Here is a 26,904-nt window from a genome sequence, read left to right on the forward strand (position 1 = left end):
CTTGCCGGCATGCCTTTGACCCAGACGCAAGAGCTCGCGCCCAACCCGAACCAGCATGCCTACATCGCCCGCATCAACCGGGTGGTAGACCACGTCAGCGCCAACCTGGACGGCACACTGGACCTGCAAACGCTGGCCGATGTGGCGCACTTTTCACCCTGGCACTTTCACCGCGTGTTCCAGGCGGTCACGGGCGAAACCCTGGCCGACTGCGTGCGCCGCCTGCGGCTGGAGTCGGCAGCCCAGCAACTCATTTTTTCACCGCAGACCGCGCTACAAATCGCGCTCGACACGGGCTTTGCTTCTGCGGAAGTATTCAGCCGTGCCTTTCGCGCCCACTTCGGCACAACGCCCACGGCCTGGCGGCGTGGCGACTGGCGTGACTGGGCAACGCGCCACGTGCTTGAACATGGCAAGAATCATCAAGCCCATCACAAGCCGAATCAAGACTCCATCATGGCGCTGTTTAAAGATAGAACCCTCTGGCCCGTGGGGCCGGTTTTATCTGAAAGAGGCTTGAACATGCACATTGAACTGAAGACCCTTCCGGCCATGCGCCTGGCTTACATGCGCAATACCGGCCCTTATGGCGACCAGGTGGCGCAACTGTGGCAACGCTTTGTCGCCTGGTGCGGCCAGCACGGCCACATGAACCCGCGCCCCAGGATGTACGGCATCAGCCAGGACAACCCCGAGATCACGCCCGCCGACAAATGCCGCTACGACGCCTGCATTGAAGTGAACGAGGCTTTCAAACCACAAGGCGAGACAGGCGTGCAAAACTTTGGCGGCGGGCGCTATGCCTGCGGCCGTTTCACCGGCAAGCCGGGCAATGAAGTGCACGAAGCCTGGACGCACATGTTTGCCGAGTGGCTGCCGCAAAGCGGCTACCAGCCGGACAACAAACCGGCGTTGGAGTTGTATGAAGAAGACTTTGTAATGGACCCGAAAACGGGAAACTTCAGCTGCTGGCTGTGTGTACCGGTCAAGGCGCTATAGCCCCTGTAGCGGCAGCAACTTGCCTTCGGCCGCAGAAGGCGGCGCAATGCGCAACAGGCGTGACAGCGTGGGCGCGATGTCCACCACTTCCACCCGCGCATCGACGCGGCCGGGCTTTATCCAGGCGGGGCCGTACATCAGGATGGGCACTTGCGTGTCATACGGATGCGGGGAACCGTGGGTGGCAACCGTGTTGCCGAACATCCAGCCGGGCTTGAGTGAATACTGCACATCGCCCGACACATCGGCGTGCCAGGACTTGCGCAGCTGGTCGAAGAACGGCGCGCCCACTCGGCTGCCGCTTTGCAGTTCGCGGCGGGTATAGGCCGCGACAAATCCGGGCTCTGCCAGCAGCAGGGTACGGGCTTCTTCTGCCAGGGCATTCGGGTCTGCCTGTTTTTGTGCGATGAGTTTTTTGTCGAACAGCACGCTGGAGCCCGAGAAGCCTGCCGCCCATTTGCCTTCGCCGAACCGCTTTTGCAGGCCGGTGTTGACGCGCCCCAGCACCTGGCTGCTGTTGACGCGCCCGGCTTCACGGCCCTGGCTGGCGAGGTGGTCGGGTGACGGCATGAAGCCGTGGTCGGCCGTCAGCATGACGAGGTAGTTGTCTTTGCCGACGCGGGCGTCCAGGTCCTGGAAGAAGGCCTGCAGCATGCGGTCGAGTTGCAGCAGGTGGTCGTGCGACAGGCGCGACTCGGCGCTGAAAGCGTGGTTCACGTAGTCGTGGCCCGAGAGGCTGACCGACAGGATGTCGGGAATGTCGTCTTGCCCCAGTTGCTCGCCGGCAATGGCCGCGCGGGCAAACTCCAGCGACATGGCATCAACAAAAGGCCCGCGCAGCAGCGAGCTGTAGAAACGCGGGCCGGGCGCCGTGTCGTCAGGCGCGCCATACATGGCGGGCAAGCCGCCACCGGCGGGGCCAAACCATTTCTGCTGGTCGGGCACAGAGCGCGCATAGGCGGCCTCGGGCAGCACGGCTTTCCATTCGGTCTTGAAATAGCGGTCGGCCAGCTTCTGGCCGTTAAAGGTATTGACCCAGCCCGGGTGCGTGGCCATGTAGTGCGTGCTGGACGCAAACTGCCCTGTGGCGCCCATGTACATATAGGCCGTGCCGGTTTTGCCGGCGGGCAGGATGGCGCCGCGGTCTTTGCCCGAGATGCCAATCACTTTTGAGCGGCTGTCTACCCGCCGCAGCACGTCGCCCACTGTTTCCACCTTGAGGTTCTTCGGGCTGGTGCCGTCGAGTGCGTTGCTCTGGTGGCCGATGTAAGTGGCCGTGGTGTCGCCCGTGCAATACACCGGCTCTGCGGTGATGGGGTCGCGCCAGTCGTTGCCGATGATGCCGGTGCGATGCGGATAAGCGCCTGTGAGCATGGTGGCGTGGCCGGCCGCGGTGACGGTGAAAGCATGGCCGTAATGCGCGTTGGCGAACCAGGCGCCGCGGTCAAGGAAGCGTGCCAGGCCATCGGGCGCGAGCTGGTCGCGGTAGTCCAGCACCTGGCGCTGCGGCAGCCCGTCCACTACCAGGAAGACAACGAGTTTGGGCCGCGGTGCACCGGCTTGCGACAGCGCGGTAGACCCGGGCGCAGCAGCACAACTGGCCAGCAATACTGCCGTGAACGCGGCAACCAGGATACGCAAAGGCGTGTGAAGTTTCATGGGGATCATGCGGGTGATGCTAGGTGAGTTCATGGTTTTCGGGCAACAGTAGTCACCCGTAGCAGGCCTGGGTGTCACGGCCTGTTGCCGGGAAGGCTTGCATGGTAACTGCGTCACCACGTACCCATTTGGGTCTCCTGTGTAGGACCATGGCTCTCCGGACTACTACTTCTGTCTCGTTCACATTTGGTTTCAATGCCAAAGGATTGACGTGCGTTTCGGTTGTAAGGCAGGATGCATTCATGACCAACAACGCAGCGCCGGACACGGCGCCCAACGTAGCGCCATATGTCGCCGCTCCAGGGGAGACGGAGGTTGAACGCGTGGTGACGGCGAGCATGTGCAACATGCGGGAAGGCATCTTCGCGCAGATGGAAAACATCCGCACGGAGTCGCTACGCCACAACACGCCCCTCGGTCTGCACGTTGTGTTGCATTACCAAAGCGGCTGGTTTGTGCATTGGGTCGAAGGGCCTTCGGCGGCTGTACAGGACTTGCTGCAGCATGTCGTGCAACACGACCCGCGCCACCATTCACCCCATACCCTGCACACCAGCAAAGGGCGCCGGCTGTTGCCCACGCCGTGGTCCATGGCGATGTCGCAGGCCACCGAGTCGGCGGTTTATTTCGGGCGCCGGGTCATGGCCCTGCGGGAGCAGCTTGAAAAGGGCAAACAGTATTCGCCCTCCTCTGTGCTTCGCCGCCTGTCGGCACCCATGCAGCTCGCCCAGGCGCAGGCACTGGCAGACCCCGAAGCCTTTCACCGCATGGGCATCTGCTCGGCCAGCGGCACCGAGGCTTTCGACATGGTGGGCTGGCTGGCCAAAAAAACCGGCGGAGTGGTCGCCAAACGGCGCTTTGCCGGCGAGACAGACTTTGACGGCAGCAGCGAGTATGTCGACTTCATGGAAGGCGGCTACCCATGCCGGCTGATTGCCGTGGCGCGCAACGGCCTTACGCACGGGCTTCGCCGGGCTTTCCTTCCGGAGTGGCCGCATTTTGTGATGCTTTTTTGCGGCGCGGCCAAATTTGACGACGCACTGATGGCCCGCATGATCGCCGCCTGCGACGGCCTGCCTGCGAAGCCGGTGCTGGTGGGGGTTGCCCGCGACACCGCGACCCACCAGCGCATGCAGGACATGGCACAAGCGGCGCAACTGGAGTATGTCGTCGGGGGCGTTGCCACACCCGACAACTGCAATGCCATATGGCAAACGATGCGCGACCAGCTGGACCGGGCCGGCGCGCCGTCCAGCTCGGTGTGGGACGTGCCGCGCATGGCAGCCTGAGCGCCCTGCCCCATTTCCCCGTTTCCCCGTTTCCCGCTGTGTTTATCGGCATCTTGCTGCGCAGACAGGTCTTTGCACGCGCCGGCCTGCGCACGCCGATACACTGCGAGGCATGAAAAAAGAAGACATCGCTCCTTTCTTTGCCACGCTGAAGGCGGCCAACCCAATGCCGGTGACCGAGCTGGAATACACCAGCGTGTTTGAGCTGCTGGCCGCCGTGCTGCTGAGCGCGCAGGCCACCGACGTGGGCGTGAACAAGGCAACGCGCAAGCTTTTCCCGGTGGCCAACACGCCGCAGGCCATCCTTGATCTGGGACTGGAACGCCTGGAGTCTTACATTCGCACCATCGGGCTGTACCGTACCAAGGCCAAAAACCTGCTGGCGGCGTGCCAGATTCTGGTGGAGCAGCACGGCGGCATAGTGCCGCGCAGCCGCGAGGCATTGCAGGCCCTGCCCGGCGTAGGCCGCAAGACAGCCAACGTGGTACTGAATTCGGCGTTTGGCGAGGCGACGATGGCGGTGGACACGCACATCTTTCGTGTGAGCAACCGCACGGGCCTGGCGCCCGGCAAAAACCCGCTGGAAGTCGAGCTGGGCCTGCTCAAGCGTGTGCCCGCCGAATACCTGGTGGACGCGCACCACTGGCTGATACTGCACGGGCGCTATGTGTGCATCGCACGCAAGCCCCAATGCTGGCAGTGCGCGGTGGCGCCGTGGTGCGACTTTCGCCCCAAGACACCGCCGCCGGCGGCTTGACGCTTCATCTGGAGCGGCTCTTAGCGGGCGAAGGTGCCGTCGGCGCGAATCATTGTCAGATTCACGAAGCGCGAACCCAGATTGCTTTGCTTGCTGTAAGTCAACGCAAAGCCGCCCAGGTCTTCATTGGTGAATGTTTCAAGCGTGCTGATGAGTTTGGCGCGCGTGACCGGCGCCGGTGTTTTTTGCAGCGCGCGCACCACCAGCTTGGCGTTCAGGAAACCTTCCATGCTGTTGTAGCTGAACTTCTTGTCGCCGTTGGCCGAGATGATGGTCTGATATTCACGCACGACGGCGTTGCCCAGCTCGGTAAACGGGTAAGGCACAACCTGCGAGGCAATCACGCCGGCTGCCGCATCCTTGAGCTCGGCATGCAGGCCGGACGACACACTGAGCACCATGAACTGGGCGGTCACGCCCTTGGCGCGAAAAGCCTGGATGAACGCCGCATTGGGCTTGGCCTGCCCGATCAAAATCACGGCCTGCGGCTGCGCCGCGGCAATCACCTCGGCGGCTTTGGCAACGTCCACCGTGCCGCGCGGCACCGGGGCCACGGCAGCGGCCGTTGCGCCGCGCTTTTGCATGGCGGCGTTCAGGGCTTCCAGGCCTTCCTTGCCGAAAGCGTCGTCCTGGTACATCACGCCGATTTTCTTGATGCCGATGGTCCACGCGTGGTTGACCGCCGCTTCGATCTCGTCGGTAGTGCTGGCGCGCACATGGAACAGGTTGGACACATACGGTTCACGCAGCGACTTTGCGCCGCTGGTGTTGCCGATCTCCGCAATGCCGGCGGCCTGCACCAGGGGCACGATCTTCAGCATGTTGGCCGTGCCGCGATAGCCCACCAGCGCTACGGCGTTTTGGGTTTCGATCAGGGCTTTGGTGTTCTCGGCCGTCTTGTCGGGATTGAAGCCGTCGTCCAGACTGACGAGTTTGATCTTCTCGCCGCGAACGCCGCCTTTTTTGTTGATGTCGTCAAAGTACGCGTTCATGCCGCGCACATAGTCGGTCGTCAGTGCGGCGCTGTTGCCAGAGAGGTCACCCGAGTGGCCGAGCACGATGTCAGCCGAAGCGGCCGAGGCGGCCAGACCCAGAAAAAAAGCGGCCAGCAAACGGCCGCCCTTTGAAAAATTAACAACTTTCATGAAACGAATCCCTACCCTCTTGTGAAAAATTGGTGTCAATAAAAAAGCCGGCCCAAGGCCGGCTTGTGCTTCCGGTGCGCGGTGTATGTCAGGCGTCGATCCTGACTTTGGCCTGCTGGGCCACCTGCGCCCACTTCTTTTGCTCCATCTTGATGAAGGCCGCAAATTTTTCGGTGCTGCCGCCGCCGTCTTCGGCGCCGTACTGGTCCATCTTTTCCTGCACGTCCGGCATGGCCAACACCTTGTTGACGTCTTCGTTCATGCGTTGGACCATGGCCGGCGGCATCTTTGAAGGGCCCATGAGGCCGTACCACACGGTGGCCTCGAAACCGGGGAAACCGGACTCGGCCATGGTGGGCACATTGGGATGGCCTTTGGCGCGCTTGAGACGCGTTTGCGCCAGCGCGATGGCCTTGCCGCTTTTGACATGCGGCGTGGCCGAGGTCATGGTTTCAAAGCAGTAGTTGACCTGCCCGCCGATCAAATCGACCAGCGCCGGGCCGGAGCCACGGTAAGGAATGTGCAGCGCAAAAATCTTTGCCTGGAGCTTGAACATTTCCAGTGCAAAGTGCTGGGCCGAACCACCGCCCGCGGAAGCAAAGCTGATCTGGCCGGGCTTGGCCTTGCACAAGGCCACCAGGTCCTTCACGGTTTTGGCGGGCTGGTCGGCATTGCAGATGAGCATGTTGGGCGTGACGCCGACCATGCTGATGGGCACGAAGTCGCGGTCTGCGTCGTAGCCGAGCTTGATGCCGAGTGCCGGCGCCAGCGCGTGGCTGTTGATGTGGGCCATCAGCAAGGTGTTGCCGTCACCGGCCTGCTTGGCCACGTAATCGGCGGCGATCACGCCGGCGGCGCCACCCTTGTTTTCAATGATGACCGAGGTGTTCCACATGGTGGACAGCTTCTGGCCCACCACGCGCGCCAGCGCGTCGGTGCCGCCACCGGGCGGGAAGCCCACCACAATGCGCACCGGCCCACTGGGCAGCGTTTGCGCCCTGAGCATGGGTGACGCCACCATGGCGGCTGTGGCCGCCGTCGCGCTGATAAAGGTTCTGCGTTGCATGGTTTCCCTTTTTGATTCAGTAATTTATGGAAATTTGATGACCGTTTGACGTAACACCCTGCGCTCGTGCGCAGCGGGTGATCAGGCTGCCTTGCGCTGCGGCACCACAGCCGCATGGCTGGAGAAATGATCCATGGCGGCCTGCACGCCCGAGCCCGCGAGCTTGACGCCCGCAAGTTTCAGACCCATTTCACAGCCGCTCAGCGCCGCCATCAACGTGAGGTCGTTGCAATCGCCCAGGTGGCCGATGCGGAACATCTTGCCTTTGACCTTGCCCAGGCCGGTGCCCAGCGAGCAGTCGAAGCGTTCGTAAATGATCTTGCGCACCGCGTCGGCATCAATGCCCTCGGGTGTCATGACGCCGGTAAGCACCGGTGAATACACGGCTGCGTCGGCGCACTGGATCTGCAGGCCCCAGGCCTTGACCGCGGCGCGCACGCCGACAGCCCAGCGCTGGTGGCGCGCAAACACGGTTTCCAGGCCATGCTCCAGCAGCATGTCGCAGGCTTCGCTGAGGGCGTACAGCAGGTTGGTGTTGGGGGTGGACGGCCAGTAGCCGGTCTTGTTCATCTCGATGATTTCATCCCAGGCCCAGAAGGCTTTGGGCAGCGTGGCCTTTTTGCTGGCTTCGATGGCCTTGGCCGACACGGCGTTGAAGCTGATGCCGGGCGGCAGCATCAGGCCTTTCTGCGAGCCGCTGATGCTGACGTCGACGCCCCACTCGTCGTGGCGGTAGTCGGCCGAGGCCAGGCCCGAAATGGTGTCGACCAGCAGCAGGGCCGGATGTTTGGCGGCATCGATCGCCTTGCGCACGGCGGCGATGTTGCTGGTCACGCCGGTGGAAGTTTCGTTGTGCACCACGCAGACGGCCTTGATGCTGTGCTGGGTGTCGGCCTTCAGGCGCTCTTCAATCAGATGGGCCTGGACACCATGGCGCCAGACGTCGGCGCCGGGGTAGCCGATGACTTCCGTTTTGAGGCCCAGGCGCGCGGCCAGCTTTTGCCACAGCGCGGCGAAATGGCCAGTTTCGTACATCAGCACATGGTCACCCGCGTTCAGCGTGTTGGAAAGCGCGGCCTCCCAGGCGCCGGTACCGGAGGCCGGGTAAATGATGACGGGTTGTCGGGTCTGGAAGATCTTCTTGATGTCGACCAGCACCTTGAGGCCCAGCGCCGCGAATTCGGGGCCGCGGTGGTCGATGGTGGGCAGGCTCATGGCCCGCAGGATGCGGTCAGGCACCGGCGAAGGGCCGGGAATCTGCAGAAAATGACGTCCGGTGGGGTGAAAGTCAAGCGTCAACATGGCGAAAAACTCCAGAAGTAGGACGCTATTTTTTGCATACAAAATTCATTTGTCAATAGAGCAAAGGGTTACAAATTGATTTGACACCCCTGTTTTTTGCATACAAAATTTGCTTATGGCTGCCGAAATCATTCCCATCCCCCGCGCTGCCCTTCACGAACAGGTGGCGCACCGCCTGCGCCAGATGCTGGTTGAAAACCGCATCCAGCCGGGCGCCAAGCTCAATGAACGCGAACTCAGCGAGGTTTTGAATGTCTCGCGCACGCCGCTGCGCGAGGCCATCAAGATGCTGGCCGCAGAGGGCCTGGTCGAGCTCTTGCCCAACCGCGGTGCGATAGCGGTGGAACTCACCGAAGCCGACGTGCTGAATACCTTTGAGGTCATGGCCGGGCTGGAGGCGCAATCGGGCGAACTGGCAGCCCAGCGCATCACCGATGACGAGCTGGCTGAAATCAAGGCCATGCACTTTGAAATGCTGGCCGCCTACACACGCCGCGACCTGCCCAACTACTACCGGCTCAACTCTGCCATTCACAGCGCCATCAACGCGGCCGCGAAGAACCCGGTGCTCACCACCACCTACCGGCAGGTCAACGCGCGCCTGCAGGCGCTGCGCTTTCGCTCCAACCAGGACGAAGAAAAATGGAAGTCAGCCGTGAATGAACACGAGCTGATGATTGACGCACTGGCTGCGCGCGACACCGCCGCCATGCGCAAGGTGCTGCTGGGCCACCTGGCCAGCAAGCGCGAAGTCGTGGTCCAGCAACTGCGCGCCGCGGCGGCGCCCGCCAGCACGCCTTCCAGGGCGTGACCTGCAACGTGACCTTTGCCTGGCTTCAGGGCCGGGCCTCAACACCCACACAAAACCCGGATCGCCCGCGATGAACGCCCCCCTTCCACTCAAGATATCCCGGCAGGCCGCGGCCCACGCCTACGACAACGTGGCCCGCATCAGCAATGAAGTTGCCGGCAGACTTGCGGCACGGCTGGCCGCCGAAACACAGGGCGAAGTGCTGTTTTCGCCGGCCGACCGGGGCCGTTACGCCACCGACGCCTCCATCTACCAGGTCATGCCTGTGGGCGTGTTTGTGCCGCGCACGGCAGACGACGTGAAGGCCGCGCTGGACATCTGCCGCGACATGCAGGTGCCCATCGTGCCGCGCGGCGGCGGCACCAGCCAGTGCGGGCAAACGGTAGGCACCGGCCTGGTCATCGACTACGCCAAGCATGTGCGCAATATCCTGGCGGTGAACCCGCAAGAGCGCACCGCCGAGGTAGAGCCCGGCATCGTGCTGGATCACCTGAACGCAGCCCTGAAAAAACACGGCCTGTGGTATCCGGTGGATGTTTCGACCAGCGCGCAGGCCACGCTGGGTGGTATGGCGGGCAACAACTCTTGCGGCAGCCGCAGCATTGCCTACGGCAACATGGTGCACAACGTGCTGGGTGCCAAAGCCTGGACATCCGACGGCAGCCTGCTGCAGCTGGGCGCTTACGCCGGCAGCAGCGGCAAGGCACGCGAGCTGGGCAGCCACGTGCGTGCGCTGGCCGAGGAGCTGCACCCCCTCATCAAGCGGCGCTGGCCCAAAGTCATGCGGCGCGTGGGCGGCTACAACCTGGACATCTTTGACCCGCAGAGCGAGCGGCCCTACACCAGTGACGGCTCGGTCAACCTGGCCCATTTGCTGATAGGCAGTGAAGGCACGCTGGCGCTGACCCGGTCGCTGACGCTGCAACTGAGCGAGTTGCCCCGGGCCAAGGTGCTGGGCGTGGTGAATTTCCCGACCTTTTACCGCGCCATGGATGCGGCGCAATTCATCGTCAAGATTGGGGAAGGCACTCTCACTGCGGTAGAGCTGGTCGACCGCACGATGATCGACCTGTCGCTGCAAAACCCGGCCTTTGCGCCGACGATCCGCAGCGCGCTGATCGGCGATCCGGCGGCCATTTTGCTGGTGGAGTTTTCGGGTGCCAGCAAGGCCGAGCTGTTGCCCAAGCTCAAGCGCCTGGGCGAGTTGATGGGCGACCTGCTGCTGCCCGATTCGGTGGTGGAAATGACCGAGGACGCACCGCAAAAAAACCTGTGGGAGGTGCGCAAGGCCGGCCTCAACATCATGATGAGCCTCAAGGGCGACGGCAAGCCGGTGAGTTTTATCGAAGACTGCGCCGTGCCGCTGCAGCATCTGGCCGCCTACACCGACGCCTTGACCGAGATCTTCAGGAAATACGGCAGCAAGGGCACCTGGTATGCCCATGCCTCCGTCGGCACGCTGCATGTGCGGCCCATCCTGGACATGCGGCGCGAAGGCGCGCCCAAGATGCGCGCGATTGCCGAAGAAGCCTCCGTGCTGGTGCGCAAGTTCAAGGGTGCCTACAGCGGCGAACACGGCGACGGCCTGTGCCGCGGTGAATGGATCAAGTGGCAGTTTGGCCCGGAGATCAGCCAGGCATTCGCCGCCATCAAGCAATACATGGACCCGGCGGGCTTGCTGAGCCCCGGACGCATGATCAACCCGCCCAAGATGGACGACACGCGGCTGATGCGGTTTCCGCCGGGCTACCGTGTCATTCCCCTGAAGACCGCGTTGGACTGGCGTGCCTGGGATGTGCAGAACGACCCGGCCACCGAAAGGACCAGCGCGCCCGGCAGCGGCGGCGACCCGGCCCGGGGTTTTGCCAAGGCCGTGGAGATGTGCAACAACAACGGCCACTGCCGCAAGTTTGACGCCGGCACCATGTGCCCGAGCTACCGCGTGACACGCGACGAGCAGCACCTGACGCGCGGACGCGCCAACACACTGCGCCTGGCATTGAGCGGGCAGCTGGACGGCATGAAGGCCGAAGACGCCTTCACCAGCGAGGCCGTGAAGGAGGCCATGGACCTGTGCGTGGGCTGCAAGGGTTGCAAGCGCGACTGCCCCACCGGTGTGGACATGGCCAAAATGAAGGTGGAGTTTTTGCACCACTACAAGCACAAGCACGGCTACACGCTCAAAGACAAGATGGTCGCGTACCTGCCCGACTATGCCCACTGGGCCAGCCGCCTGGCGCCGCTGCTGAACCTGCGCGACAAGGTGCCGGTGCTGGCGGCCTGGAGCGAAAAACTGGCGGGCCTGTCGGCCCGCCGCACACTGCCGCAATGGACGCGCCAGACCTTCTGGAAGCGCCTGAACAAGCCCGGCGCGGCGTCGAAAGGAAGCATCACGACCGCCAGCCGCGAAGAGGTGCTGGCCGCCGCACGGCCGGTCGTGCTGTTTGTGGACACTTTCAACGGCTACTTTGAGTCAGAAAACGCACTGGCTGCACTGAAGGTGCTGCAGGTCGCCGGCTACACGGTACACGTGGCGGCGAAAACCGAGGCCGACGGCAAGAGCCTGTGCTGCGGCCGCACTTACCTGGCCAGCGGCATGGTAGGCAAGGCCAGAGCCAAGGCGCGCGAGGTGGTGGAAGCCCTGCTGCCCTTTGCCGAAAAGGGCATCGCCATCGTCGGCCTGGAGCCCTCCTGCCTGCTGACGCTGCGCGACGAGATGCTGGTGATGGGCCTGGGCGAAGCGGCGCACACCATCAGCCGCCATGCACTGCTGCTCGAGGAATTTCTGGCGCGTGAAGCGGCCGACGGCAAACTCGACAAGCTCAAGGGCCGGCTGAAAGCGACGGTCCAACCCATCCTGCTGCACGGCCACTGCCACCAGAAGGCCTTTGGGGCGGTGAGCCCCATCCTGGAGGTGCTCAAGCTGATTCCCGGCGCAAAACCTGAGCTGATCGAATCAAGCTGCTGCGGCATGGCGGGCAGCTTTGGCTATGAGGCCAACCACTATGAGGTGTCGATGCAGATGGCCGAGCTCAGCCTGCTGCCGGCAGTGCGCAAGCAGCCCGACGCTATTGTGGTGGCCGACGGCACCAGCTGCCGCCACCAGATCAGGGACGGCGCGCAGCGCGAGGCGATTCACGTCGCGGTGCTGCTGGCGCGGCAGCTGCGGGGCTGAGGGCGGCCGCCACGCGGCATGTTTTCAGAGCCTGAACGCTATACTTTTAATAGCTGCTTGCGCCCGTCCTTATTGGGCTATAGCCTGTTTTTTCTTGAATATTCCGGTGCAACGCACATCAGATCAGCCACGCAAGCGCCTAGACATGCCCCACCACCATGGGCGCATGCCTGAGGTGAAGCGACAGGCCCAGGGCCGCCATGTGGTTGCCGTTGCGCCCGAGGATGGTTTCGGCCAGCGGAAGGAATTCCGCCTCTTCAAAGCGCGCGTGTTTCAGGTAGGCCTGTACCAGCGCCTCGACCGCTTGCAGGTCCAGCTCTGCCGGCTGGTTTTTTGCCGCCGCTTTCACCGCCGGCTCGAGGTCATTCCAGATGGATTCGATCTTGCGGTGCTCGGCCACCAGGCGCTTGACCAGCGCCCTGACCTTCTCGGCCTCTTCTCCCTTGGCGGCGCTGCGCAGCACCGCCGGGAACAACTCATTTTCCTCGTCGGCATGGTGGCTTGCCACCGCGTACTTGAAGAGGCTGAGCGTGTGCGAAGCGACGTTGCGCGCTTGCGCGGCAGCAGCCAGCAAGGCTGGCAGTTCGGCGAAAGCCTGTAGCTGGGAAGCAATGCCGAAGTGGCATTGCGAGAAGCCGGCCAACGGCATGGTGAGGTCAACCAGGCCCGCAGCGGCGGGAGGCGCGGGCAATTCCCCACTGTGGTAGCTGACGTGATGGATGCTCATGGATCTTTCCCCTGGTTAACGGATGCACCCTGCCGGCCAGCCAACCCGGCAGCAGCCGGGAAGAACCAACTGGACACCGTGCAGCCAGTTTGACTATAGGGAGGCGATCAGGGGCGCTGTTGATCCAGATCAAACAAGCCGCCGGTTCCACCAAAGCCCGTGTCAGAATATCCGGAAATTTATTCCAACAGGGAGGACTTGATGAACCATTTGTGGAAGCGCATCTGTGCGCTGGCGGTTGTGCTGTCTTGCAGTGCTGCCCTGGCGCAGCCGATGTCAAAAGACGAAGCCGAAAAAATCTGGGCGGAAGCCCGCGCCGCAGCCAAGGAAGGCCCGCAGGATATTCCCCTGGCCGACCAGGCGGTGCTGAAGCTGCCGGCCGGCCGCATTTTTGTGCCGCAGCCGCAGGCCGCCAGGCTTCTCAATGCCATGGGCAACCCCGGCAAAGACTCGCGCTTGCAGGGCCTGGTGTTTCCGGCGGCCAACGACTCCTGGTTTGTTACGGTGCGCTTTGAATCCGCGGGCTACGTGAAAGACGACGACGCCAAGGACTGGAACGCCGAAGACCTTCTGAAGAGTTACCGCGAAGGCACGGAAGCCTCAAACAGCGAACGCAAGAAGATGGGTTTTCCTGAAATGGAAATTGTCGGCTGGGCCGAAAAGCCGGCCTACAACGCCGCCACCCACCGGCTGGTGTGGGCCATGTCCAGCAAGGACCGCGGTGCAGCGCCCGATGCCGTGCAGGGGGTGAACTACAACACCTACGCGCTGGGGCGTGAGGGCTACTTCAGCCTGAACCTGGTGACGGCGCTGAATGATTTGCCGAAAGACAAACCCGTCGCCGCGGAGCTGCTGTCGGCCCTGCAATACAACGACGGCAAACGCTACGCCGATTTCAATTCCAAAACCGACAAGGTGGCCGAATACGGCCTGGCCGCGCTGGTGCTGGGCGTGGCCGCGAAAAAACTCGGCTTCTTCGCCGTCGCCGCGCTCTTTTTTGCCAAGTTTGCCAAGGTGATCTTTCTGGCCGTGGCGGGGTTTGGCGCGGTGTTCCTGAAATACTTCAAGCGCAAACCGGCTGCAGCGCCGATGCCCGTCGCGGCCGCCGAACAGGAGACGGTTCCTGCCGCATTCGGCAGTGCGGCAAACGCGCCAACCACCCCGGTAAAACCTCCCGCACCGCCCACCGCCTGAAAAGCACCTTCGCGTGACGAAACTCCTGCTGCTGCTTTTCACCGGCGCCAAATTCGGCAAGCTGCTGCTCACGGGCGGCAGCATGCTGATTTCAGTGTTTGCCTACGCGCTGCTCTTCGGCTGGCGCTACGCGGTGGGTTTTGTGGCGCTGCTGTTTGTGCACGAAATGGGCCACTACATTGCCGCGCGGCAGCGTGGCCTCAATGTGGGCGCGCCCACCTTCATCCCGTTTGTGGGTGCGTGGGTAGAGCTCAAGGACATGCCGCATGACGCCGAAACCGAAGCGTATGTGGGCCTGGGCGGCCCGCTGCTGGGCACGATAGGCGCGCTGGCCTGCTATTTCCTGGCGCGCGACCAGGACAGCAACCTGCTGCTGGCGATTGCGTATTCCGGCTTTTTCCTGAACCTCTTCAACCTGATTCCACTGTCGCCGTTTGACGGAGGCCGCATCACCGCGGTGCTGTCGCCGCGCATCTGGTTCCTGGGGGTGCCGGTGCTGGTGGGCCTGTTCTTCTGGCGGCCCAGCCCCATGCTGATCCTGATGGCGCTGCTGGCCGGACCGCAGCTGCTGAAGGCCATACGCTACAAATCAGACAGCGAAGAAGCGAAAACCTATTACGCCACCAGCGCCGCCACGCGGTTTGAGTACGGCTTTTATTACCTGGCCCTGGCGGCGTTTCTGGCGGTAATGACGCATGACGTGCATGAAATGCTGCGCGGCGTCAGCGCCATCCGGTAAATCGGGTTGAGCGCACGGCCCGTGTCAGTCCGGCACAAACTTCGCGTTGAAGGTTGCTTCATCTTCGGGCAGCTCCAGCGTCACCAGTTGCCCCATGCGCATGTCGGCGAGGCGGCAGGCGCCGAACAGGCTGTATTTGCCCTTGAGCCCGTAGCTTTCCATGTCGATCAGCATGAAGGAGTGCGGCACAAACACCTGGTGCAGAAAAATAGTGCGGTGCCGGTTGCGCGGCGACGGAAAGAGCTTGTAATGCTCGGTGGTGATGCTTTGTGCTGCTGCCATGATGTAGGTGAGTGAGGGCGGTCGGGGGCGGTCCGGTGTAATGCGTTAACCCTGACTGTAAGCTCTAGCCTTGCACAAACCTTGCCGCAGCCCTGTTTTTGCCCACTTATGCCCCAATACCCATGACAGAGCGCCACCCGACCCCCGGAAAAGAAGAAATTGCCCTGCTGGAGCCGTTCGACCGGCTGAGCCTGGGGCAGATCCAGGTGGTGGCGACACCGGCCCAGGCTGCCGCAGCGCTGCAGGCCCTGGCCGGCGCCACGGTGCTGGGTTTTGACACCGAATCAAAACCGACCTTTGCCAAAAACGAGGCTTCTGAAGGGCCGCACATCGTGCAGCTTTCGGCACTCGACAAGGCCTGGATCTTCCAGCTCGAAGACGCCGAATGCCGCCGCGTGGTCGGGTTGCTGCTGAGCTCGCCTGCGATCATCAAGGCCGGCTTCGGCCTGGGGGACGACCAGCGCCGCATCATCCGCAAGCTGGGCACAGACCTGCAGGGCGTGCTGGACCTGAACGTGGTGTTCCGCGAGCGCGGCTACCGCAAGGACATGGGTGTGCGCGGCGCTGTGGCCGTGATGTTCAACAAGCGCTTCCTCAAATCCAAGAAAGCCGCCACCTCCAACTGGGCCAATGAACGGCTGACGGAAGCGCAGATCATTTATGCGGCCAACGACGCTTATGGCGCGCTGCGTGTGTTCAAGGCGCTGGGGCTGGGGTAGGCGCAGCCGCAATACGCTACCAAATTGATAGCTGGTCGCGCTCGTCCACAAAGGGCTTCAACCGCTTTTTACTTAAGAATTCTGACGGCCAAAATTATCTTTATCTTTAGAAGGAAACAACCATGAAAACACTGTTCCCCCTGCTCGCCTGCGTCCTGATCTCCGGCTGCGCCGCCGAACTGGTCAGCGTCAATGACAAACTGATTGTGGTCAAAGCGCGCCCGTCGAAATTGGGCGAAGCCACCGACATCGCTGAAATGGAATGCCAGAAGCGCGGCCTGCATGCCCGGCTGGTGACAAAGCCAACCCCCGAGCAGTACGGGTTTGAGTGCGTGCGCTGAGTCAGGCATCCACGCAGCAAGTCGAAGAAAGCGAGGAGATGGCATGCAACAACTTCTGAAGTTCTGCAGGATCTTTTGGCTGCTGCTGCCCGCGCTGGTATGGCCCGGCGGCGGCGCGTGGGCGGCCGACATTCATGTGATGACCTCTGGCGGCTTTACCGCCGCCTACAACGAACTGGTGCCGGCCTTTGAGCGTGCAACCGGGCACAAAGTCATCACGGCGTATGGCGCTTCCATGGGCGACGCGCCGGACGCCATTCCGAACCGGTTGGCGCGCAAGGAGCGGGCCGACATCGTGATCCTGGCGGCGCCGGCGCTGGATGCGCTCGTGAGCCAGGGCAAGGTGCAAGCCGGCAGCCGGGTGGACCTGGTGCGCTCCCTGATCGGCATGGTGGTACGCGCAGGTGCGCCCAAGCCTGACATCAGCACGGTCGACGCGCTCAGGCGCACGCTGCTGGACGCCCGGTCCATTGCCTACTCGGCCAGCGCGAGCGGTGTCTATATCTCGACCGAGCTGTTCCAGCGCCTGGGAATTTCCGCGCAGGTGGCAGGCAAGAGCACCAAAATACTCAGCGAGCGGGTGGGCACCGTGGTGGCCCGCGGTGATGCCGAACTGGGGTTCCAGCAGGTCAGCGAACTGCTTCCGGTTCCGGGCATCGACTATGTGGGGCCGCTGCCGGATGAAGTGCAGCGCGTCACCGTGTTTTCAGCGGGCATTGCCGCCGATGCTGTCGAGCAGGATGCCGCACGTGCATTGATTCGTTTCTTTACCACTGCGGCGGCCGCGCCCGTCATCCGGAAAACCGGGCTGGAACCTGTCACCGCCCCTTGATGGCGGGCACTGCGGGCATCATGGGTAGTAGAGTTGCTCCAGCCGCGCGGCCTCGGTGTAGATCGACGGCAGCGTGATGTTGCGGGCACCCAGGGCGGCAGCGCGCAAACCCACGCTGTAGCGCGTGTCCTGGCCCGGAAGCGGCGGCGCACTGGCGGGTTTTGCCTTCAGCCAGGCCAGGGCGGCGGCGGCGGCGATTTCCCCCATCGACTTGGCAGACGGCGCCACACTGAGCCCCCCGCCCTGCTGAACGTATTCAATGTCGACCCCCAGCGGCAAGGGCGCGGCGTTGGCTTCGAGCCACTTGATCACCTCGGCATCGGGCACCACGCCGGCCGCTGCGGGCCCGGCACGCAAACTGCCGTGCGAGAGCACCAACACCACATCGGCCTTGCCGTCCATGGCCTTGATGGCAGCCTGCCAGGCGGGGAAATCGCCCAGTGTGTGGGTGACCGCCACGCTATGCGGCGCCCAGTTGAAAGCCTCGACCTGCCTGAGCTGACCCTGGCTGGTGGGGCCGGTGTCGCCCAGTACTGCCACGCGCACGGGCTGGCCCTTTTTGACGTGCTGCAGCAAGTCGCGCATGGCGGCCAGCGGCAGGCGCTCGGCGACACCGGTGACGTTGGCTGCGCCCACGTAGCCGTACTCTGCGGGCTCATGGTCTATGGCGGCGAACACCACCCTGGGACGGCCCTGCCCGGCGAAGCGGCGCATCACGTATTGCTGGGCTTCGTCGTCTACGGCAATCACCAGGTCGGGGTTGAACTGCTCAATGGCGCGCAGGCCTTCTTTTGCGGCGTCCTGGCGGTGGTCCTCATCGGGAAGGCGGTCTATGCCCAGGTAATGCCAGCGCACCGTCAGCGGCTGCCTGTTTTTGTCCAGGACATGGCGTATGCCTTCGTCCATCTTGCCGACGGTGGTGGAGTTGCGGTCCGAGCTGTGCAGCACCAGCACCCGCGGCTTGGACAGGTTGAACATGCCCAGCAGCAGCAGCGCGACAAGAAGGGCCGCGCCCGTCAGGACGGCAAGGGTTCCGTTTTTCATACAAGGCCCAGCCATTCCCAGTAAGGGATCGAGAGATAGGCTGCCAGCAGGCGCGCCAGGTTCATCCAGTGGTTATAGCGCAGGAAATCGGTGTGTTTGTAGTAGCGGTCCAGCCCGCTGCCCATGACCTGCAGGTACTGGGAGCTTTGGTAGGGCATGAACCAGATGTCGCTGAACATCGCGGTCAGGAAGACCACAACCCAGGGATTGATGAACTGCGCCTGCCCGATCGGCAGAAGAATGACGGCAGCCACGATCATGCCGGCGGTGATCGGCAGCACCAGGCGCAGCAGCAGCGTGACCACCAGCGCGACCGGGATGAACCAGACCATTTTGCCGCCGACGAAATCAAACATGTTGCCCGCGGAATGGGCCAGTGCGGTGTCCAGCCCCAGGTAGCTGATGGCGCGGCTCAGGCCGTCGAGGCTGAGCAGAAAGAAAATCATCGGCCAGTCGATTTTTTGCTGGAAGTCTTTCTTGCTCAGCAAGCCCATGAGCAGCAGGCCCACCAGCAAAAAGGCCGCCAGCCAGGCGGGAGAAATCTGGTGCCAGCCGGCGGTGCCGGCGCCCACCAGGAAGAACAGGAAACCGGTGAGCGCGGCTTTTTCGGGCCGGGTGACGTCGCCCAGCAGGGCCAGCTGTCGCTTGAGCCTTTCCTTGGGCAAAGCGGCCTGGGCCGTGCGCCCAAAACACAGGCGCACCACCACCAGGTGCGCGGCCGTGACGGTGAGCGCGGCCACACCGGCAGCGGCAAACCAGAACAGGCCCTGGAACTGGTCCTGCAGTTGCACGGGCAGCATGCCGAAAGCCGTCAGGTTGGACGATTTGCTGGTCAGCAGCATCGGCGAAAACAGCATGGCGCCGGAAAACGTGGCGGCCATCAGGGCCGTGGCGGACTTGCTGTGTGCCGGCAGGTTGAGGCCTTCGATCATGTCGCGGTAAAACGGCAGCACCAGCGACAGCCGTGCATTGCCTGAGGGCATGATGGGCGACAGCAGGTAACCCGACAGCAGCAGCGCCGCCTGGTGCCAGAACGGCGTGTCGGGCAGGCGTATCAGCAGCCACAGCATGAAGCGGTAGCTCAGGCCCGACGCGGAAATCACCGCGGCCAGCGCGTACACGCCGACGAGCGTGGTGAGTGTTCTTGACGAGAAGCCGGCCAGCGCGACTTCGTAGGGCACAAGACCGACGATCAGCACCGCGGTAATGGCCACCAGCGGCGGCACGAACTCATCGGCCAGGTTGAACAGCCACATCAGCACCGTGGCCGACAGGATGGCCAGGAACAGCGAGGCCTCCACCACCAGCCCGGCCATGCCGGAGAGGAAATAAATCGCGGGCGGTACCAGCACCACGCCCAGCCAGCCCACCAGCTCGCGCCGGGAAATGGGCTTGGCCGGCCTTTTGGCGGCAGGCTTGCCGGGGGCCGGGGCAAGAAAGGATTCGCCGCCCACATAACCCATCAGCGTCAGCCAAGCCTTGTTGCGCAAGGCGGGCGATTTTGCAGCCAGCTCGGCCAGGGCTTCGCGTGGGACCCGCACCGCCCTTACCGGCGTGGCGGCCGTGACGCTGCAGAGGTAGCTGGCCGTATCGCAGGCGGCCTCTTCACCGCAGCGCATGCCCGGCAGCGCGACGGTACGGCCGCCCGGCGTGGTCAGCTGCAGCTCACCGGCTTCGATCACATACAGAAATTCGGCTGGCGCGCCTTTCTCGTACAGCGTGTCGCCGGCGGCGAATTCCAGCGTGTGCAGGCTGCCGAGCAGGCGTGCAAGCTGGCTGCCGGAAAGGTCGGCGAAAAGCGCGTCGCCACGCAAAAGCGCCAGGATGTCGGCGTCGGGGATGGCGGCGGAAATGACGGAGGAAACAGGCATGGATTCCCGGACCTACAGTGAGGTGACGGTAAGAATCCGCAGGGACGTCGGCATGGGGCCTCCTCCTTTAGCTATTGTATTGATAGCTGCTTGCGCCCGGTTTGATTGGCCTGCAGCTGTTTTTTGCCATTAAATCACCGTTTTCCCGAAAACGGCCGCCGGAAAACCCTAGGAGGCCACCGCCCCGCAGCCACCTCGATGCAACAGCAAGGGCCGCGCGCCTCTTCAGGCCTTAAAAGTCCCCGCTTCCGCCGCTGGCCAGGCTCTCGAACTTGGTGATGCGGTTCAGGAACGCCAGCTTGACAGTGCCCGTCGGGCCGTTACGCTGTTTGCTGATGATGACCTCGGCGACACCGGGCTCCTTGCAGGCCTCTTTGGTGTAGTACTCGTCGCGGTAGATGAACATGATGATGTCGGCGTCCTGCTCGATGGCGCCGGACTCGCGCAGGTCGCTCATCATGGGGCGTTTGTCGGTGCGGGACTCGACGCCGCGGCTGAGCTGCGACAGCGCGATCACGGGGCACTGCAGCTCTTTGGCCAGCATTTTCAGGCCGCGCGAGATTTCGCCGACGGCCGTGGCGCGGTTCTCGTCTGCCATGCCGCCGGATACGCTCATGAGCTGCAAATAGTCGACCACGATCAGGCCGAGCTTGCCGCACTGGCGGGCCAGGCGGCGGGCGTTGGCGCGCAGCTCGCTCACCGTGAGGCCAGGGGTTTCGTCGATATGCAACGAAACCGTGCGCAGCTTTTCAATGGCTTCGGTCAGGCGCGGCCATTCTTCGTCCGTCAGGGCACCGGTGCGCAAATGGGTCTGGTCGATACGGCCGATGGAGCCCACGATACGCACGGCAAGCTGGGAGGCGCCCATTTCCATGGAGAACACGGCGACCGGCAGGCCTTCGAGCAAGGCGACGTTTTCAGCGATGTTGATGGCCAGCGCGGTTTTGCCCATGGAGGGGCGCGCCGCCAGGATCACCAGGTCACCGGCCTGGAAGCCGGATGTCATGCGGTCCAGGTCGTAGAAGCCCGTGGGCACGCCGGTGACGTCCTGCGGGTTCTCGGCCATTTCGGTGACGCGGTCGAGCAGGCTGACGACCAGCGTATCCATGCTCTGGAAGCCTTCTTTCATGCGCGAGCCCTGCTCGCCGATCTTGAAGATCTTCTGTTCGGCCTCGTCGAGGATGGTGGCGACGTCTTTGCCCTGCGGGTTGAAGGCGTTGGTGGAAATCTCGTCCGAAGCGGACACCAGTTTGCGCAGGATGGAGCGCTCGCGCACGATTTCTGCGTAGCGGCGAATGTTGGACGCGCTGGGAACGTATTGCGCAAGGGAGTTGAGGTAGCTCAGGCCCCCTACTTCGTCGGCCTTGCCCTGGTTCTGCAGGTGCTCGTAGACCGTGATGATGTCGGCCGGCTTGGAGGCGTTGATCAGGGCGCCCACGGCGGCATAGATCAGCTTGTGTTCGGAGCGGTAGAAGTCCTGGTCGGTCAGCAGGTCACCCACACGGTCCCACGCGCCGTTGTCGAGCAGCAGGCCGCCCAGCACGCTGGATTCACCCTCGATGGAGTGCGGCGGAATGCGCAGCTGGGCGATCTGGCGGTCGGGGCTGTAGCCGGGATCGTCATAGGTGGAAAGTACGGCGGACATGGGTTTCCTTGGGAGAGGGTGAATGGTACGCCGGGAGCGTAAAACCTCGCGGGATAAGGTTGTGGATAACCGGGGGAAATCGGGTGGAAATACACCGTGAGCTTGTGTACAGCCGCTTGATCCGGCCGGGCATGAAAAAAGCCGCTCGGCGAGCGGCTTTTTTGCGGGAGGGAGAAAACGCTTAAGCGGTTTCGCCGTACACCGTGACGGTGATGTCCACTGCCACGTCGGTGTGCAGGGCAACGGTCACGGCGTGGTCGCCAACAATCTTCAGCGGGCCGTTAGGCATGCGGATTTGCGACTTCAACACAGGGAAGCCCTGCTTGGTCAGCTCGGCCGAGATGTCATGGTTGGTGACGGAGCCGAACAGGCGGCCGTCAACACCGGCTTTTTGCGTGAGCTTGACGGTGGTGCCGCCGAGCTTTGCGCCCTGGGCTTGCATTTCGGCCAGCTTGGCAGCCGCAGCTTTTTCGAGTTCGGCGCGCTTGGCTTCGAATTCGGCCTTGTTGGCTTCCGTGGCGCGGCGTGCGCGGCCCGAAGGGATCAGGAAATTGCGTGCATAGCCGTCTTTGACCTTGACGATTTCGCCGAGGTTACCGAGGTTCACGACTTTGTCGAGCAGAATAATTTGCATGGTCGTGCTCCTTACAGGCTACGGTGCTGGTCGCTGTAAGGCAGCATCGCGAGGAAGCGAGCGCGCTTGACGGCGGTGTTGATCTGGCGCTGGAAAATCGCGCGCGTACCGGTCAGGCGTGCGGGGATGATTTTTCCGTTTTCGGCTACGAAATCGCGCAGGGTGTCGATGTCTTTGTAGTCGATTTCTTCAACGCCAGCGGCTGTGAAGCGGCAAAAACGCTTGCGCTTGAACAGCAGGGATTGGGTATTGCGCTTGGGGCGCTTGTCTTTGTTGAAACGTTTTGGTCCGGGCATGATGGACTCCTTAAATGGGGTTCGGTACTTGCTCTACCTTGTGCAGAGCCTGGATATGAAAAACAACACCTTTGCTGGTGCGCGCATTGATGAGAAAACCGGTGAACCTGAAGGGTTTGCCTAGCGGGGATTTGGCTGATTGCTCAGCCAGCGCTCCGAAGGCCACCGCCCTGACCGTCAACTTGACCTGTCTGGTGACTCCGGCTTCGACGATTTCGGACTCGTGTTCGAGGACGAAATTGGCAGCGGGGATTCCAGCGGGCGTGTAGCGAAGAGGACTTGCCTCGGCGATACAGGCGGTCAGTTCAACGTGGTTCACTGCGTGCTTTTGCTCAATGGCAGCTGCGCGGCAGCGAGGCGTTCAACAGCATGGTGGCTATTAAGCCGCATACTCCTGCTGTTGGGCCTTACGGGCTTCTTCCCTCTCGACGTTGCGCATCATGAGGGACGGGCCGGTTTCGGCTTTCTTCTTCACCACGGTCAGGTGGCGCAGCACGGCATCGTTGAACTTGAACGCGTGTTCAATTTCTTCCATCACGGCCTGGCTGGCTTCGATGTTGATGCAGAGGTAGTGGGCTTTGGCCAGTTTCTGGATCAGGTACACCAGCTGGCGGCGGCCCCAATCTTCGACACGGTGCACTTTGCCACCGCCGGCGGTGATCATGCCCTTGTAACGTTCCAGCATGGCTGGGACTTGCTCGCTTTGATCCGGGTGGATCAGCAAGACGATCTCATAGTGACGCATAAACTCTCCTTGTGGTTGATTGAAGCTGCCCCAGCGTCGTTAAGGGTGCAGCAAGGCGAAGCCAATGATTATAGCACCCCCACGCTCCCCGAGGGGGCCGCCCGCCTGTGGCCCGGCAAAGCCGGTTCCACGGCTCATGCTGGTAAAGGCGGGGAGGAGCCGAATTCGCCCACTTTTTGAGAGAAAAGGCCCTGAAAACGCCGAGAACACCCCCAACGACCACTTTGACCGGGTTTTAGAGGCGTTTTAGGTCTGGATAGCGGATGTATTCGACCAGTTCCTGGACTTTCTGGCTCGGGGGCCGGGTGACCAGGCTCACCAGCACAATGACGGCAAAACCGACCGGCACCCCGAAAAGCCCGGCCGAGATCGGGTCTATGCCCCACCAGAGCTGCACCGGCGAAGTGATGCCGAAAGTGGCGCGCAGCCAGGCCTGGTTGGTGAACATGTAATACGAGGTCACGCCCAGGCCCGACACCATGCCCAGCACGGCCCCAATGCCGTTGGCGCGCTTCCAGAAAATCCCCAGGCTGAGCGCCGGGAAGAACGAGGCGGCGGCAAACGAGAACGCGGCCGACACCAGAAACAGGATGTCTGCCGGCTTTTGCGCCGCCACATAGGCCGCCAGCAAGGCGACGATCAGCAGCAATATCTTGGATACAGTCACCCGGCTCACGGTCGAGGCGTTGGGGTCGATCATCTTGTAATAGAGGTCGTGGCCCAACGCATTGGCAATCGTCAGCAGCAGGCCGTCGGCGGTGGAGAGCGCGGCAGCCAGCCCGCCCGCCGCCACCAGGCCTGAAATCACGTAGGGCAAGCCTGCCAGCTCGGGCGTCAGCAGCACGATGATGTCGCCGCCTATGTTCATCTCGTTGAGCTGCAGGATGTTGTCCTTGTTGATGTCTGTGACCGACAGCAGCGAAGGGTCCACCCGCGTCCAGGAATGCACCCAGGCGGGCAGCTGGTCAAACGGCATGCCCACCAGCACGGTGAATATCTCGTACTTCACCAGCACCGCCAGTGCCGGTGCGGTGAAATAAAGCAGGAAGATACACACCAGCGACCAGGTGACTGATTGCCGCGCTTCCCGCACACTGGGCACGGTGTAATAGCGCATCAGGATGTGCGGCAAGGCCGCGGTGCCCACCATGAGGCAAAAAACCAGCGCCAGGAAATTGCGGCGCGAAGTGTCGTAGGTCTCCTGCTCTTTCGGGGTCCCATCCGGGTTGCCTGAGAACTGGGCCGCGTGGGCGGGCATGCCGTTAAGCGGCTGGGTTTTGACGTCCGCAGCGGCCCTGGCCGCCGTCCAGGCCTTGACGGCGGCGGCCTCGTCCCGGGGCATGGCGGCCATCGCCCTGGCGGCCGATGAAATTTCAGCCACGGATGCATTGCCGCTTTTGAGCTGCTCCATTCGTTTGGCGGCGGCCAGCTTGTCGGCGGCCAGCGACTCGGCGGGGTGCTCCAGCCTGCCCGACAGCGCTTGCGAGCGCTGCCTGAACAGCTCACGCACCTGCAGCTCTTTGGGGTCGGCCGTCAGCTCTTTCTCCTTGGCCGTAACCTTTTCAAGCTGAAAACCATAAACCAGCTGCGGCACTGGCACGCCCGTCTGCTTGACCGACAGCCAGATCACCGGAATGAGATAAGCCACCACCAGGATGATGTACTGGGCCACCTGCGTCCAGGTCACCGCGCGCATGCCGCCCAGGAACGAGCACACCAGAATGCCGCCCAGCCCCAGGAAGATGCCCAGCTCGAACGCGATGCCGGTCAGGTAAGAGGTGATCAGGCCGACGCCGTAAATCTGCGCCACCAGATAGGTGAAGGAGCACAAAATGGCCGCCGCCACGCCGATGAGCCGCGGCAGTCGCCCGCCGTAACGCTCTCCCAGAAAATCCGGAATGGTGAACTGGCCGAACTTGCGCAGGTAAGGCGCCAGCACCAGAGCCACCAGGCAGTAGCCGCCCGTCCAGCCCATGATGAAAGCCAGCCCGCTGTAGCCCGTGAGGTAAAGCGTTCCCGCCAGGCCAATGAAGGAGGCGGCCGACATCCAGTCGGCGCCGGTGGCCATGCCGTTGTAGACCGCCGGCACGCGCCTGCCTGCCACATAGTATTCGGAGGCGTCGGTGGTGCGGCTCATGACGCCTATGCCCGCATAGAGGCCGATGGTGGCCAACAAAAAAGCGGTGCCTATCCAGAGGCGCGGCAAGCCCGCGCGCTCCAGAAGCGCCAGGATGCCCACAAACACCACGAGGCCCAGCGTGTACCAGCGGTAGACGCGGTCCAGCTGCCTCTTGAATTGCTGGCTCGAGAGCATGACCCCGTCGCGTGAACCAAAGAAGCCACCCATTCAGTCCTCGTCCGCCACGTCATGCTCGATGTCGAGCCGGTTCATGTACCAGGCATAAAAGCCGACGATGAGGCAATACACCACCAGGGCGCCCTGCGCACCCATCCAGAAGCTGAAAGGCCAGCCAAAAAAAGTGAAGTTCAGCGCGCGCGCAAAGTAACTCACACCAAACGTGACACTGAACCAGATCAGGAGCAGCACCGCCGTCACAGCCAGGTTCTTGCGCCAGTACCGGCGGTGGCTTTCAGTGGGCTGCATGGGTTGCCTCGCCGGTGGCCGCAAAAACGGCCTCGTTCTCGCGCTCGAACTGGGCCGCCACACGCGGCTCAAAGCGACTCAGGTGTGCAATCACCTTGCGCGCCTTGGCGGGCTGGCCCAGCGCCAGCCACACCTGCGCGAGCCGGTACCAGCCGTAAGGGCCCAAGGGCTGCAGGGCTGTGTTCTTTTGCAGGGCCTCGGCGGCTTCCTCAAACCGGTGCGCGTGAATGTGCACCAGCGCCAGGCCATACCAGGCCTGGTCCAGGCGCGCGTCCAGTGCCACCGCGCGTTCAAAGGCCGGCCCGGCCTCATCATGACATCCCGCCTGCTGCAACACGTAACCCAGGTTGAACCAGCCTGCCGCCTGCCCGGGCCTGACAGCGGTCAATTGCCGCAGGCTGGCAATGGATTCGTGCGTGAGCTGGAGCTGCGCCGCCACATGGCCGCGGCTGGCCAGCGCATAGGGGTCTGCGGGTCGCAGTTGCAGCATCTGGTCAAAGACGGTCAGCGCAGCAGGCCGTTTGGCGCAGGCGAGCAAAAGCAGTGCGCGTATTTTCAGAAAACCGTATTGAAGGGTGGCCCCTATTTGCACAGTGCCACCCCAATCTCCAGGCAGATGCGGATTTTGGCAATGGCCGCAACGGCCCACACCAGCAGCAGCACCAAAAAAGCCACCAGCGGCAAGTGACGGTCCATCACCACCTGCGGAGATACCCAGCGTGCGGCCTTGACCCAAGGCAGGCCCACCAGCTGAAGCACGCGATAAAACGGATTGCTGCCCTTGGCTGCGCCTGCCAGCAGGCCTACCGCCCATTGGCCGGCCAATGCAAGAAGAGCGATTTCAGTGAGCAGTTTGACGGTAGTGGTGACGGCAAGCATGGCTCATGGCAAACAGATAAAGGGATGAAGGGATGAAGGGATGAAGGCAACAATTCCGATTGTCATCGGAGGCCTTGCCAATTGGCTTACCGGCAAACCTTCTGCCACCGGGGGTTTTCCCGTGGTCATCCAGTTGAAGCGCGCGAAA

Annotated in this window: 27 protein-coding genes; 10 read left to right on the forward strand and 17 right to left on the reverse strand. The window is 62.8% G+C overall.

Annotation, left to right across the window (positions count from 1 at the left end; translation table 11 throughout):
• Nucleotides 1-9 precede the first annotated feature (9 nt).
• Nucleotides 10-999 (forward strand): AraC family transcriptional regulator, encoded by a 990-nt coding sequence (locus AC1D1J_RS17530; protein WP_477695410.1) that lies wholly within the window; start codon nt 10-12, stop codon nt 997-999.
• On the opposite strand, the gene AC1D1J_RS17535 is transcribed toward AC1D1J_RS17530, so the two are convergent.
• Nucleotides 994-2,658, reverse strand: coding sequence for an alkaline phosphatase family protein (locus AC1D1J_RS17535; protein ID WP_477695411.1), 1,665 nt, complete (start codon nt 2,656-2,658; stop codon nt 994-996). The genes AC1D1J_RS17530 and AC1D1J_RS17535 overlap by 6 nt on opposite strands.
• A gap of 242 nt (nt 2,659-2,900) precedes the next feature.
• On the opposite strand from AC1D1J_RS17535, the gene AC1D1J_RS17540 reads away from it, so the two are divergent.
• Together AC1D1J_RS17540 and nth are read left to right on the forward strand one after the other, a co-directional pair.
• Nucleotides 2,901-3,947 carry a BLUF domain-containing protein gene (locus AC1D1J_RS17540; RefSeq protein WP_477686899.1) on the forward strand — a complete coding sequence of 349 codons (1,047 nt, stop codon included), beginning with the start codon at nt 2,901-2,903 and terminating at the stop codon, nt 3,945-3,947.
• Nucleotides 3,948-4,059: 112 nt separating this feature from the next.
• Nucleotides 4,060-4,704, forward strand: a complete 645-nt coding sequence (gene nth, locus AC1D1J_RS17545; protein ID WP_477695412.1) for an endonuclease III — start codon at nt 4,060-4,062, stop codon at nt 4,702-4,704.
• A 20-nt stretch (nt 4,705-4,724) separates the two neighbouring features.
• Here nth and AC1D1J_RS17550 read toward each other — a convergent pair whose 3' ends face one another.
• The 3 genes from AC1D1J_RS17550 to AC1D1J_RS17560 form a co-directional block, all read right to left on the reverse strand.
• The gene (locus AC1D1J_RS17550) at nt 4,725-5,849 is read right to left on the reverse strand and encodes an ABC transporter substrate-binding protein (RefSeq protein ID WP_477695413.1); all 1,125 of its coding nucleotides are present in this window, start codon (nt 5,847-5,849) and stop codon (nt 4,725-4,727) included.
• Between the two features lie 88 nt (nt 5,850-5,937).
• Nucleotides 5,938-6,915, reverse strand: coding sequence for a Bug family tripartite tricarboxylate transporter substrate binding protein (locus tag AC1D1J_RS17555; protein WP_477686896.1), 978 nt, complete (start codon nt 6,913-6,915; stop codon nt 5,938-5,940).
• A gap of 81 nt (nt 6,916-6,996) precedes the next feature.
• Complete coding sequence (locus AC1D1J_RS17560; RefSeq protein ID WP_477695414.1) at nt 6,997-8,217, reverse strand: pyridoxal-phosphate-dependent aminotransferase family protein; 1,221 nt, start codon at nt 8,215-8,217, stop codon at nt 6,997-6,999.
• A gap of 115 nt (nt 8,218-8,332) precedes the next feature.
• Here AC1D1J_RS17560 and AC1D1J_RS17565 point away from each other — a divergent pair, with 115 nt between their 5' ends.
• A complete protein-coding gene (locus AC1D1J_RS17565) occupies nt 8,333-9,028 on the forward strand; it encodes a GntR family transcriptional regulator (RefSeq protein ID WP_477695415.1) in 696 nt (231 codons plus the stop codon).
• 70 nt (nt 9,029-9,098) lie between these two features.
• Nucleotides 9,099-12,203 carry an FAD-binding and (Fe-S)-binding domain-containing protein gene (locus AC1D1J_RS17570; protein WP_477695416.1) on the forward strand — a complete coding sequence of 1,035 codons (3,105 nt, stop codon included), beginning with the start codon at nt 9,099-9,101 and terminating at the stop codon, nt 12,201-12,203.
• A 139-nt stretch (nt 12,204-12,342) separates the two neighbouring features.
• Here AC1D1J_RS17570 and AC1D1J_RS17575 read toward each other — a convergent pair whose 3' ends face one another.
• Nucleotides 12,343-12,930, reverse strand: coding sequence for a hemerythrin domain-containing protein (locus AC1D1J_RS17575; RefSeq protein ID WP_477695417.1), 588 nt, complete (start codon nt 12,928-12,930; stop codon nt 12,343-12,345).
• 201 nt (nt 12,931-13,131) lie between these two features.
• Between AC1D1J_RS17575 and AC1D1J_RS17580 the strand changes: the two genes are divergently transcribed.
• Together AC1D1J_RS17580 and AC1D1J_RS17585 are read left to right on the forward strand one after the other, a co-directional pair.
• Complete coding sequence (locus AC1D1J_RS17580) at nt 13,132-14,124, forward strand: DUF2167 domain-containing protein (RefSeq protein ID WP_477695418.1); 993 nt, start codon at nt 13,132-13,134, stop codon at nt 14,122-14,124.
• A gap of 13 nt (nt 14,125-14,137) precedes the next feature.
• Nucleotides 14,138-14,863, forward strand: coding sequence for a site-2 protease family protein (locus tag AC1D1J_RS17585; protein ID WP_477686891.1), 726 nt, complete (start codon nt 14,138-14,140; stop codon nt 14,861-14,863).
• 24 nt (nt 14,864-14,887) lie between these two features.
• Here the strand turns inward: AC1D1J_RS17585 and AC1D1J_RS17590 are convergent, their stop codons facing one another.
• Complete coding sequence (locus AC1D1J_RS17590) at nt 14,888-15,145, reverse strand: hypothetical protein (RefSeq protein ID WP_477649545.1); 258 nt, start codon at nt 15,143-15,145, stop codon at nt 14,888-14,890.
• Nucleotides 15,146-15,267: 122 nt separating this feature from the next.
• Between AC1D1J_RS17590 and AC1D1J_RS17595 the strand changes: the two genes are divergently transcribed.
• From AC1D1J_RS17595 to AC1D1J_RS17605, 3 genes are all read left to right on the forward strand, one after another.
• Entirely contained in the window at nt 15,268-15,864 is a 597-nt protein-coding gene (locus tag AC1D1J_RS17595; RefSeq protein ID WP_477686889.1) for a 3'-5' exonuclease, read from the forward strand.
• 122 nt (nt 15,865-15,986) lie between these two features.
• Nucleotides 15,987-16,205: a hypothetical protein gene (locus tag AC1D1J_RS17600; RefSeq protein WP_477686888.1), complete on the forward strand. Its 219-nt coding sequence runs from the start codon at nt 15,987-15,989 to the stop codon at nt 16,203-16,205.
• Between the two features lie 43 nt (nt 16,206-16,248).
• Nucleotides 16,249-17,037, forward strand: a complete 789-nt coding sequence (locus tag AC1D1J_RS17605; protein WP_477695419.1) for a substrate-binding domain-containing protein — start codon at nt 16,249-16,251, stop codon at nt 17,035-17,037.
• Between the two features lie 18 nt (nt 17,038-17,055).
• Here the strand turns inward: AC1D1J_RS17605 and AC1D1J_RS17610 are convergent, their stop codons facing one another.
• The 11 genes from AC1D1J_RS17610 to AC1D1J_RS17660 form a co-directional block, all read right to left on the reverse strand.
• Nucleotides 17,056-18,081, reverse strand: a complete 1,026-nt coding sequence (locus AC1D1J_RS17610; RefSeq protein ID WP_477695420.1) for an ABC transporter substrate-binding protein — start codon at nt 18,079-18,081, stop codon at nt 17,056-17,058.
• Entirely contained in the window at nt 18,078-19,952 is a 1,875-nt protein-coding gene (locus tag AC1D1J_RS17615; protein ID WP_477695421.1) for an SLC13 family permease, read from the reverse strand. Before AC1D1J_RS17615 ends, AC1D1J_RS17610 begins: the two co-directional genes overlap by 4 nt.
• Before the next feature lie 232 nt (nt 19,953-20,184).
• Nucleotides 20,185-21,597: a replicative DNA helicase gene (dnaB, locus tag AC1D1J_RS17620; protein ID WP_457278782.1), complete on the reverse strand. Its 1,413-nt coding sequence runs from the start codon at nt 21,595-21,597 to the stop codon at nt 20,185-20,187.
• Nucleotides 21,598-21,778: 181 nt separating this feature from the next.
• On the reverse strand, nt 21,779-22,231 hold the full coding sequence (gene rplI, locus AC1D1J_RS17625) for a 50S ribosomal protein L9 (protein ID WP_457278783.1): 453 nt from the start codon (nt 22,229-22,231) through the stop codon (nt 21,779-21,781).
• Nucleotides 22,232-22,242: 11 nt separating this feature from the next.
• Nucleotides 22,243-22,527, reverse strand: a complete 285-nt coding sequence (gene rpsR, locus AC1D1J_RS17630) for a 30S ribosomal protein S18 (RefSeq protein WP_077592883.1) — start codon at nt 22,525-22,527, stop codon at nt 22,243-22,245.
• A 10-nt stretch (nt 22,528-22,537) separates the two neighbouring features.
• Entirely contained in the window at nt 22,538-22,846 is a 309-nt protein-coding gene (gene priB, locus AC1D1J_RS17635; protein ID WP_477649539.1) for a primosomal replication protein N, read from the reverse strand.
• Nucleotides 22,847-22,906: 60 nt separating this feature from the next.
• Nucleotides 22,907-23,272 carry a 30S ribosomal protein S6 gene (rpsF, locus tag AC1D1J_RS17640; protein ID WP_007871089.1) on the reverse strand — a complete coding sequence of 122 codons (366 nt, stop codon included), beginning with the start codon at nt 23,270-23,272 and terminating at the stop codon, nt 22,907-22,909.
• A 235-nt stretch (nt 23,273-23,507) separates the two neighbouring features.
• A complete protein-coding gene (locus AC1D1J_RS17645) occupies nt 23,508-25,619 on the reverse strand; it encodes a sodium:solute symporter family protein (RefSeq protein ID WP_477695422.1) in 2,112 nt (703 codons plus the stop codon).
• Nucleotides 25,620-25,877: a DUF4212 domain-containing protein gene (locus AC1D1J_RS17650; RefSeq protein ID WP_477695423.1), complete on the reverse strand. Its 258-nt coding sequence runs from the start codon at nt 25,875-25,877 to the stop codon at nt 25,620-25,622. It lies immediately after the preceding gene.
• Nucleotides 25,864-26,469: a tetratricopeptide repeat protein gene (locus AC1D1J_RS17655; protein WP_477686882.1), complete on the reverse strand. Its 606-nt coding sequence runs from the start codon at nt 26,467-26,469 to the stop codon at nt 25,864-25,866. The genes AC1D1J_RS17650 and AC1D1J_RS17655 overlap by 14 nt, the downstream gene beginning before the upstream one ends.
• A complete protein-coding gene (locus AC1D1J_RS17660) occupies nt 26,460-26,756 on the reverse strand; it encodes a hypothetical protein (protein WP_477695424.1) in 297 nt (98 codons plus the stop codon). Before AC1D1J_RS17660 ends, AC1D1J_RS17655 begins: the two co-directional genes overlap by 10 nt.
• Between the last annotated feature and the right edge of the window lie 148 nt (nt 26,757-26,904).

This window comes from Polaromonas sp. P1_F8 (assembly GCF_056405635.1).

Excerpts from the sequence above, each read along its gene's own strand:
- AC1D1J_RS17530 (WP_477695410.1), top strand. The coding sequence starts at position 10 with ATGCCTTTGACCCAGACGCAAGAGCTCGCGCCCAACCCGAACCAGCAT.
- AC1D1J_RS17535 (WP_477695411.1), bottom strand. The coding sequence starts at position 2,658 with ATGAAACTTCACACGCCTTTGCGTATCCTGGTTGCCGCGTTCACGGCA.
- AC1D1J_RS17540 (WP_477686899.1), top strand. The coding sequence starts at position 2,901 with ATGACCAACAACGCAGCGCCGGACACGGCGCCCAACGTAGCGCCATAT.
- nth (WP_477695412.1), top strand. The coding sequence starts at position 4,060 with ATGAAAAAAGAAGACATCGCTCCTTTCTTTGCCACGCTGAAGGCGGCC.
- AC1D1J_RS17550 (WP_477695413.1), bottom strand. The coding sequence starts at position 5,849 with ATGAAAGTTGTTAATTTTTCAAAGGGCGGCCGTTTGCTGGCCGCTTTT.
- AC1D1J_RS17555 (WP_477686896.1), bottom strand. The coding sequence starts at position 6,915 with ATGCAACGCAGAACCTTTATCAGCGCGACGGCGGCCACAGCCGCCATG.
- AC1D1J_RS17560 (WP_477695414.1), bottom strand. The coding sequence starts at position 8,217 with ATGTTGACGCTTGACTTTCACCCCACCGGACGTCATTTTCTGCAGATT.
- AC1D1J_RS17565 (WP_477695415.1), top strand. The coding sequence starts at position 8,333 with ATGGCTGCCGAAATCATTCCCATCCCCCGCGCTGCCCTTCACGAACAG.
- AC1D1J_RS17570 (WP_477695416.1), top strand. The coding sequence starts at position 9,099 with ATGAACGCCCCCCTTCCACTCAAGATATCCCGGCAGGCCGCGGCCCAC.
- AC1D1J_RS17575 (WP_477695417.1), bottom strand. The coding sequence starts at position 12,930 with ATGAGCATCCATCACGTCAGCTACCACAGTGGGGAATTGCCCGCGCCT.
- AC1D1J_RS17580 (WP_477695418.1), top strand. The coding sequence starts at position 13,132 with ATGAACCATTTGTGGAAGCGCATCTGTGCGCTGGCGGTTGTGCTGTCT.
- AC1D1J_RS17590 (WP_477649545.1), bottom strand. The coding sequence starts at position 15,145 with ATGGCAGCAGCACAAAGCATCACCACCGAGCATTACAAGCTCTTTCCG.
- AC1D1J_RS17595 (WP_477686889.1), top strand. The coding sequence starts at position 15,268 with ATGACAGAGCGCCACCCGACCCCCGGAAAAGAAGAAATTGCCCTGCTG.
- AC1D1J_RS17600 (WP_477686888.1), top strand. The coding sequence starts at position 15,987 with ATGAAAACACTGTTCCCCCTGCTCGCCTGCGTCCTGATCTCCGGCTGC.
- AC1D1J_RS17605 (WP_477695419.1), top strand. The coding sequence starts at position 16,249 with ATGCAACAACTTCTGAAGTTCTGCAGGATCTTTTGGCTGCTGCTGCCC.
- AC1D1J_RS17610 (WP_477695420.1), bottom strand. The coding sequence starts at position 18,081 with ATGAAAAACGGAACCCTTGCCGTCCTGACGGGCGCGGCCCTTCTTGTC.
- AC1D1J_RS17615 (WP_477695421.1), bottom strand. The coding sequence starts at position 19,952 with ATGCCTGTTTCCTCCGTCATTTCCGCCGCCATCCCCGACGCCGACATC.
- dnaB (WP_457278782.1), bottom strand. The coding sequence starts at position 21,597 with ATGTCCGCCGTACTTTCCACCTATGACGATCCCGGCTACAGCCCCGAC.
- rplI (WP_457278783.1), bottom strand. The coding sequence starts at position 22,231 with ATGCAAATTATTCTGCTCGACAAAGTCGTGAACCTCGGTAACCTCGGC.
- rpsR (WP_077592883.1), bottom strand. The coding sequence starts at position 22,527 with ATGCCCGGACCAAAACGTTTCAACAAAGACAAGCGCCCCAAGCGCAAT.
- rpsF (WP_007871089.1), bottom strand. The coding sequence starts at position 23,272 with ATGCGTCACTATGAGATCGTCTTGCTGATCCACCCGGATCAAAGCGAG.
- AC1D1J_RS17645 (WP_477695422.1), bottom strand. The coding sequence starts at position 25,619 with ATGGGTGGCTTCTTTGGTTCACGCGACGGGGTCATGCTCTCGAGCCAG.
- AC1D1J_RS17650 (WP_477695423.1), bottom strand. The coding sequence starts at position 25,877 with ATGCAGCCCACTGAAAGCCACCGCCGGTACTGGCGCAAGAACCTGGCT.
- AC1D1J_RS17660 (WP_477695424.1), bottom strand. The coding sequence starts at position 26,756 with ATGCTTGCCGTCACCACTACCGTCAAACTGCTCACTGAAATCGCTCTT.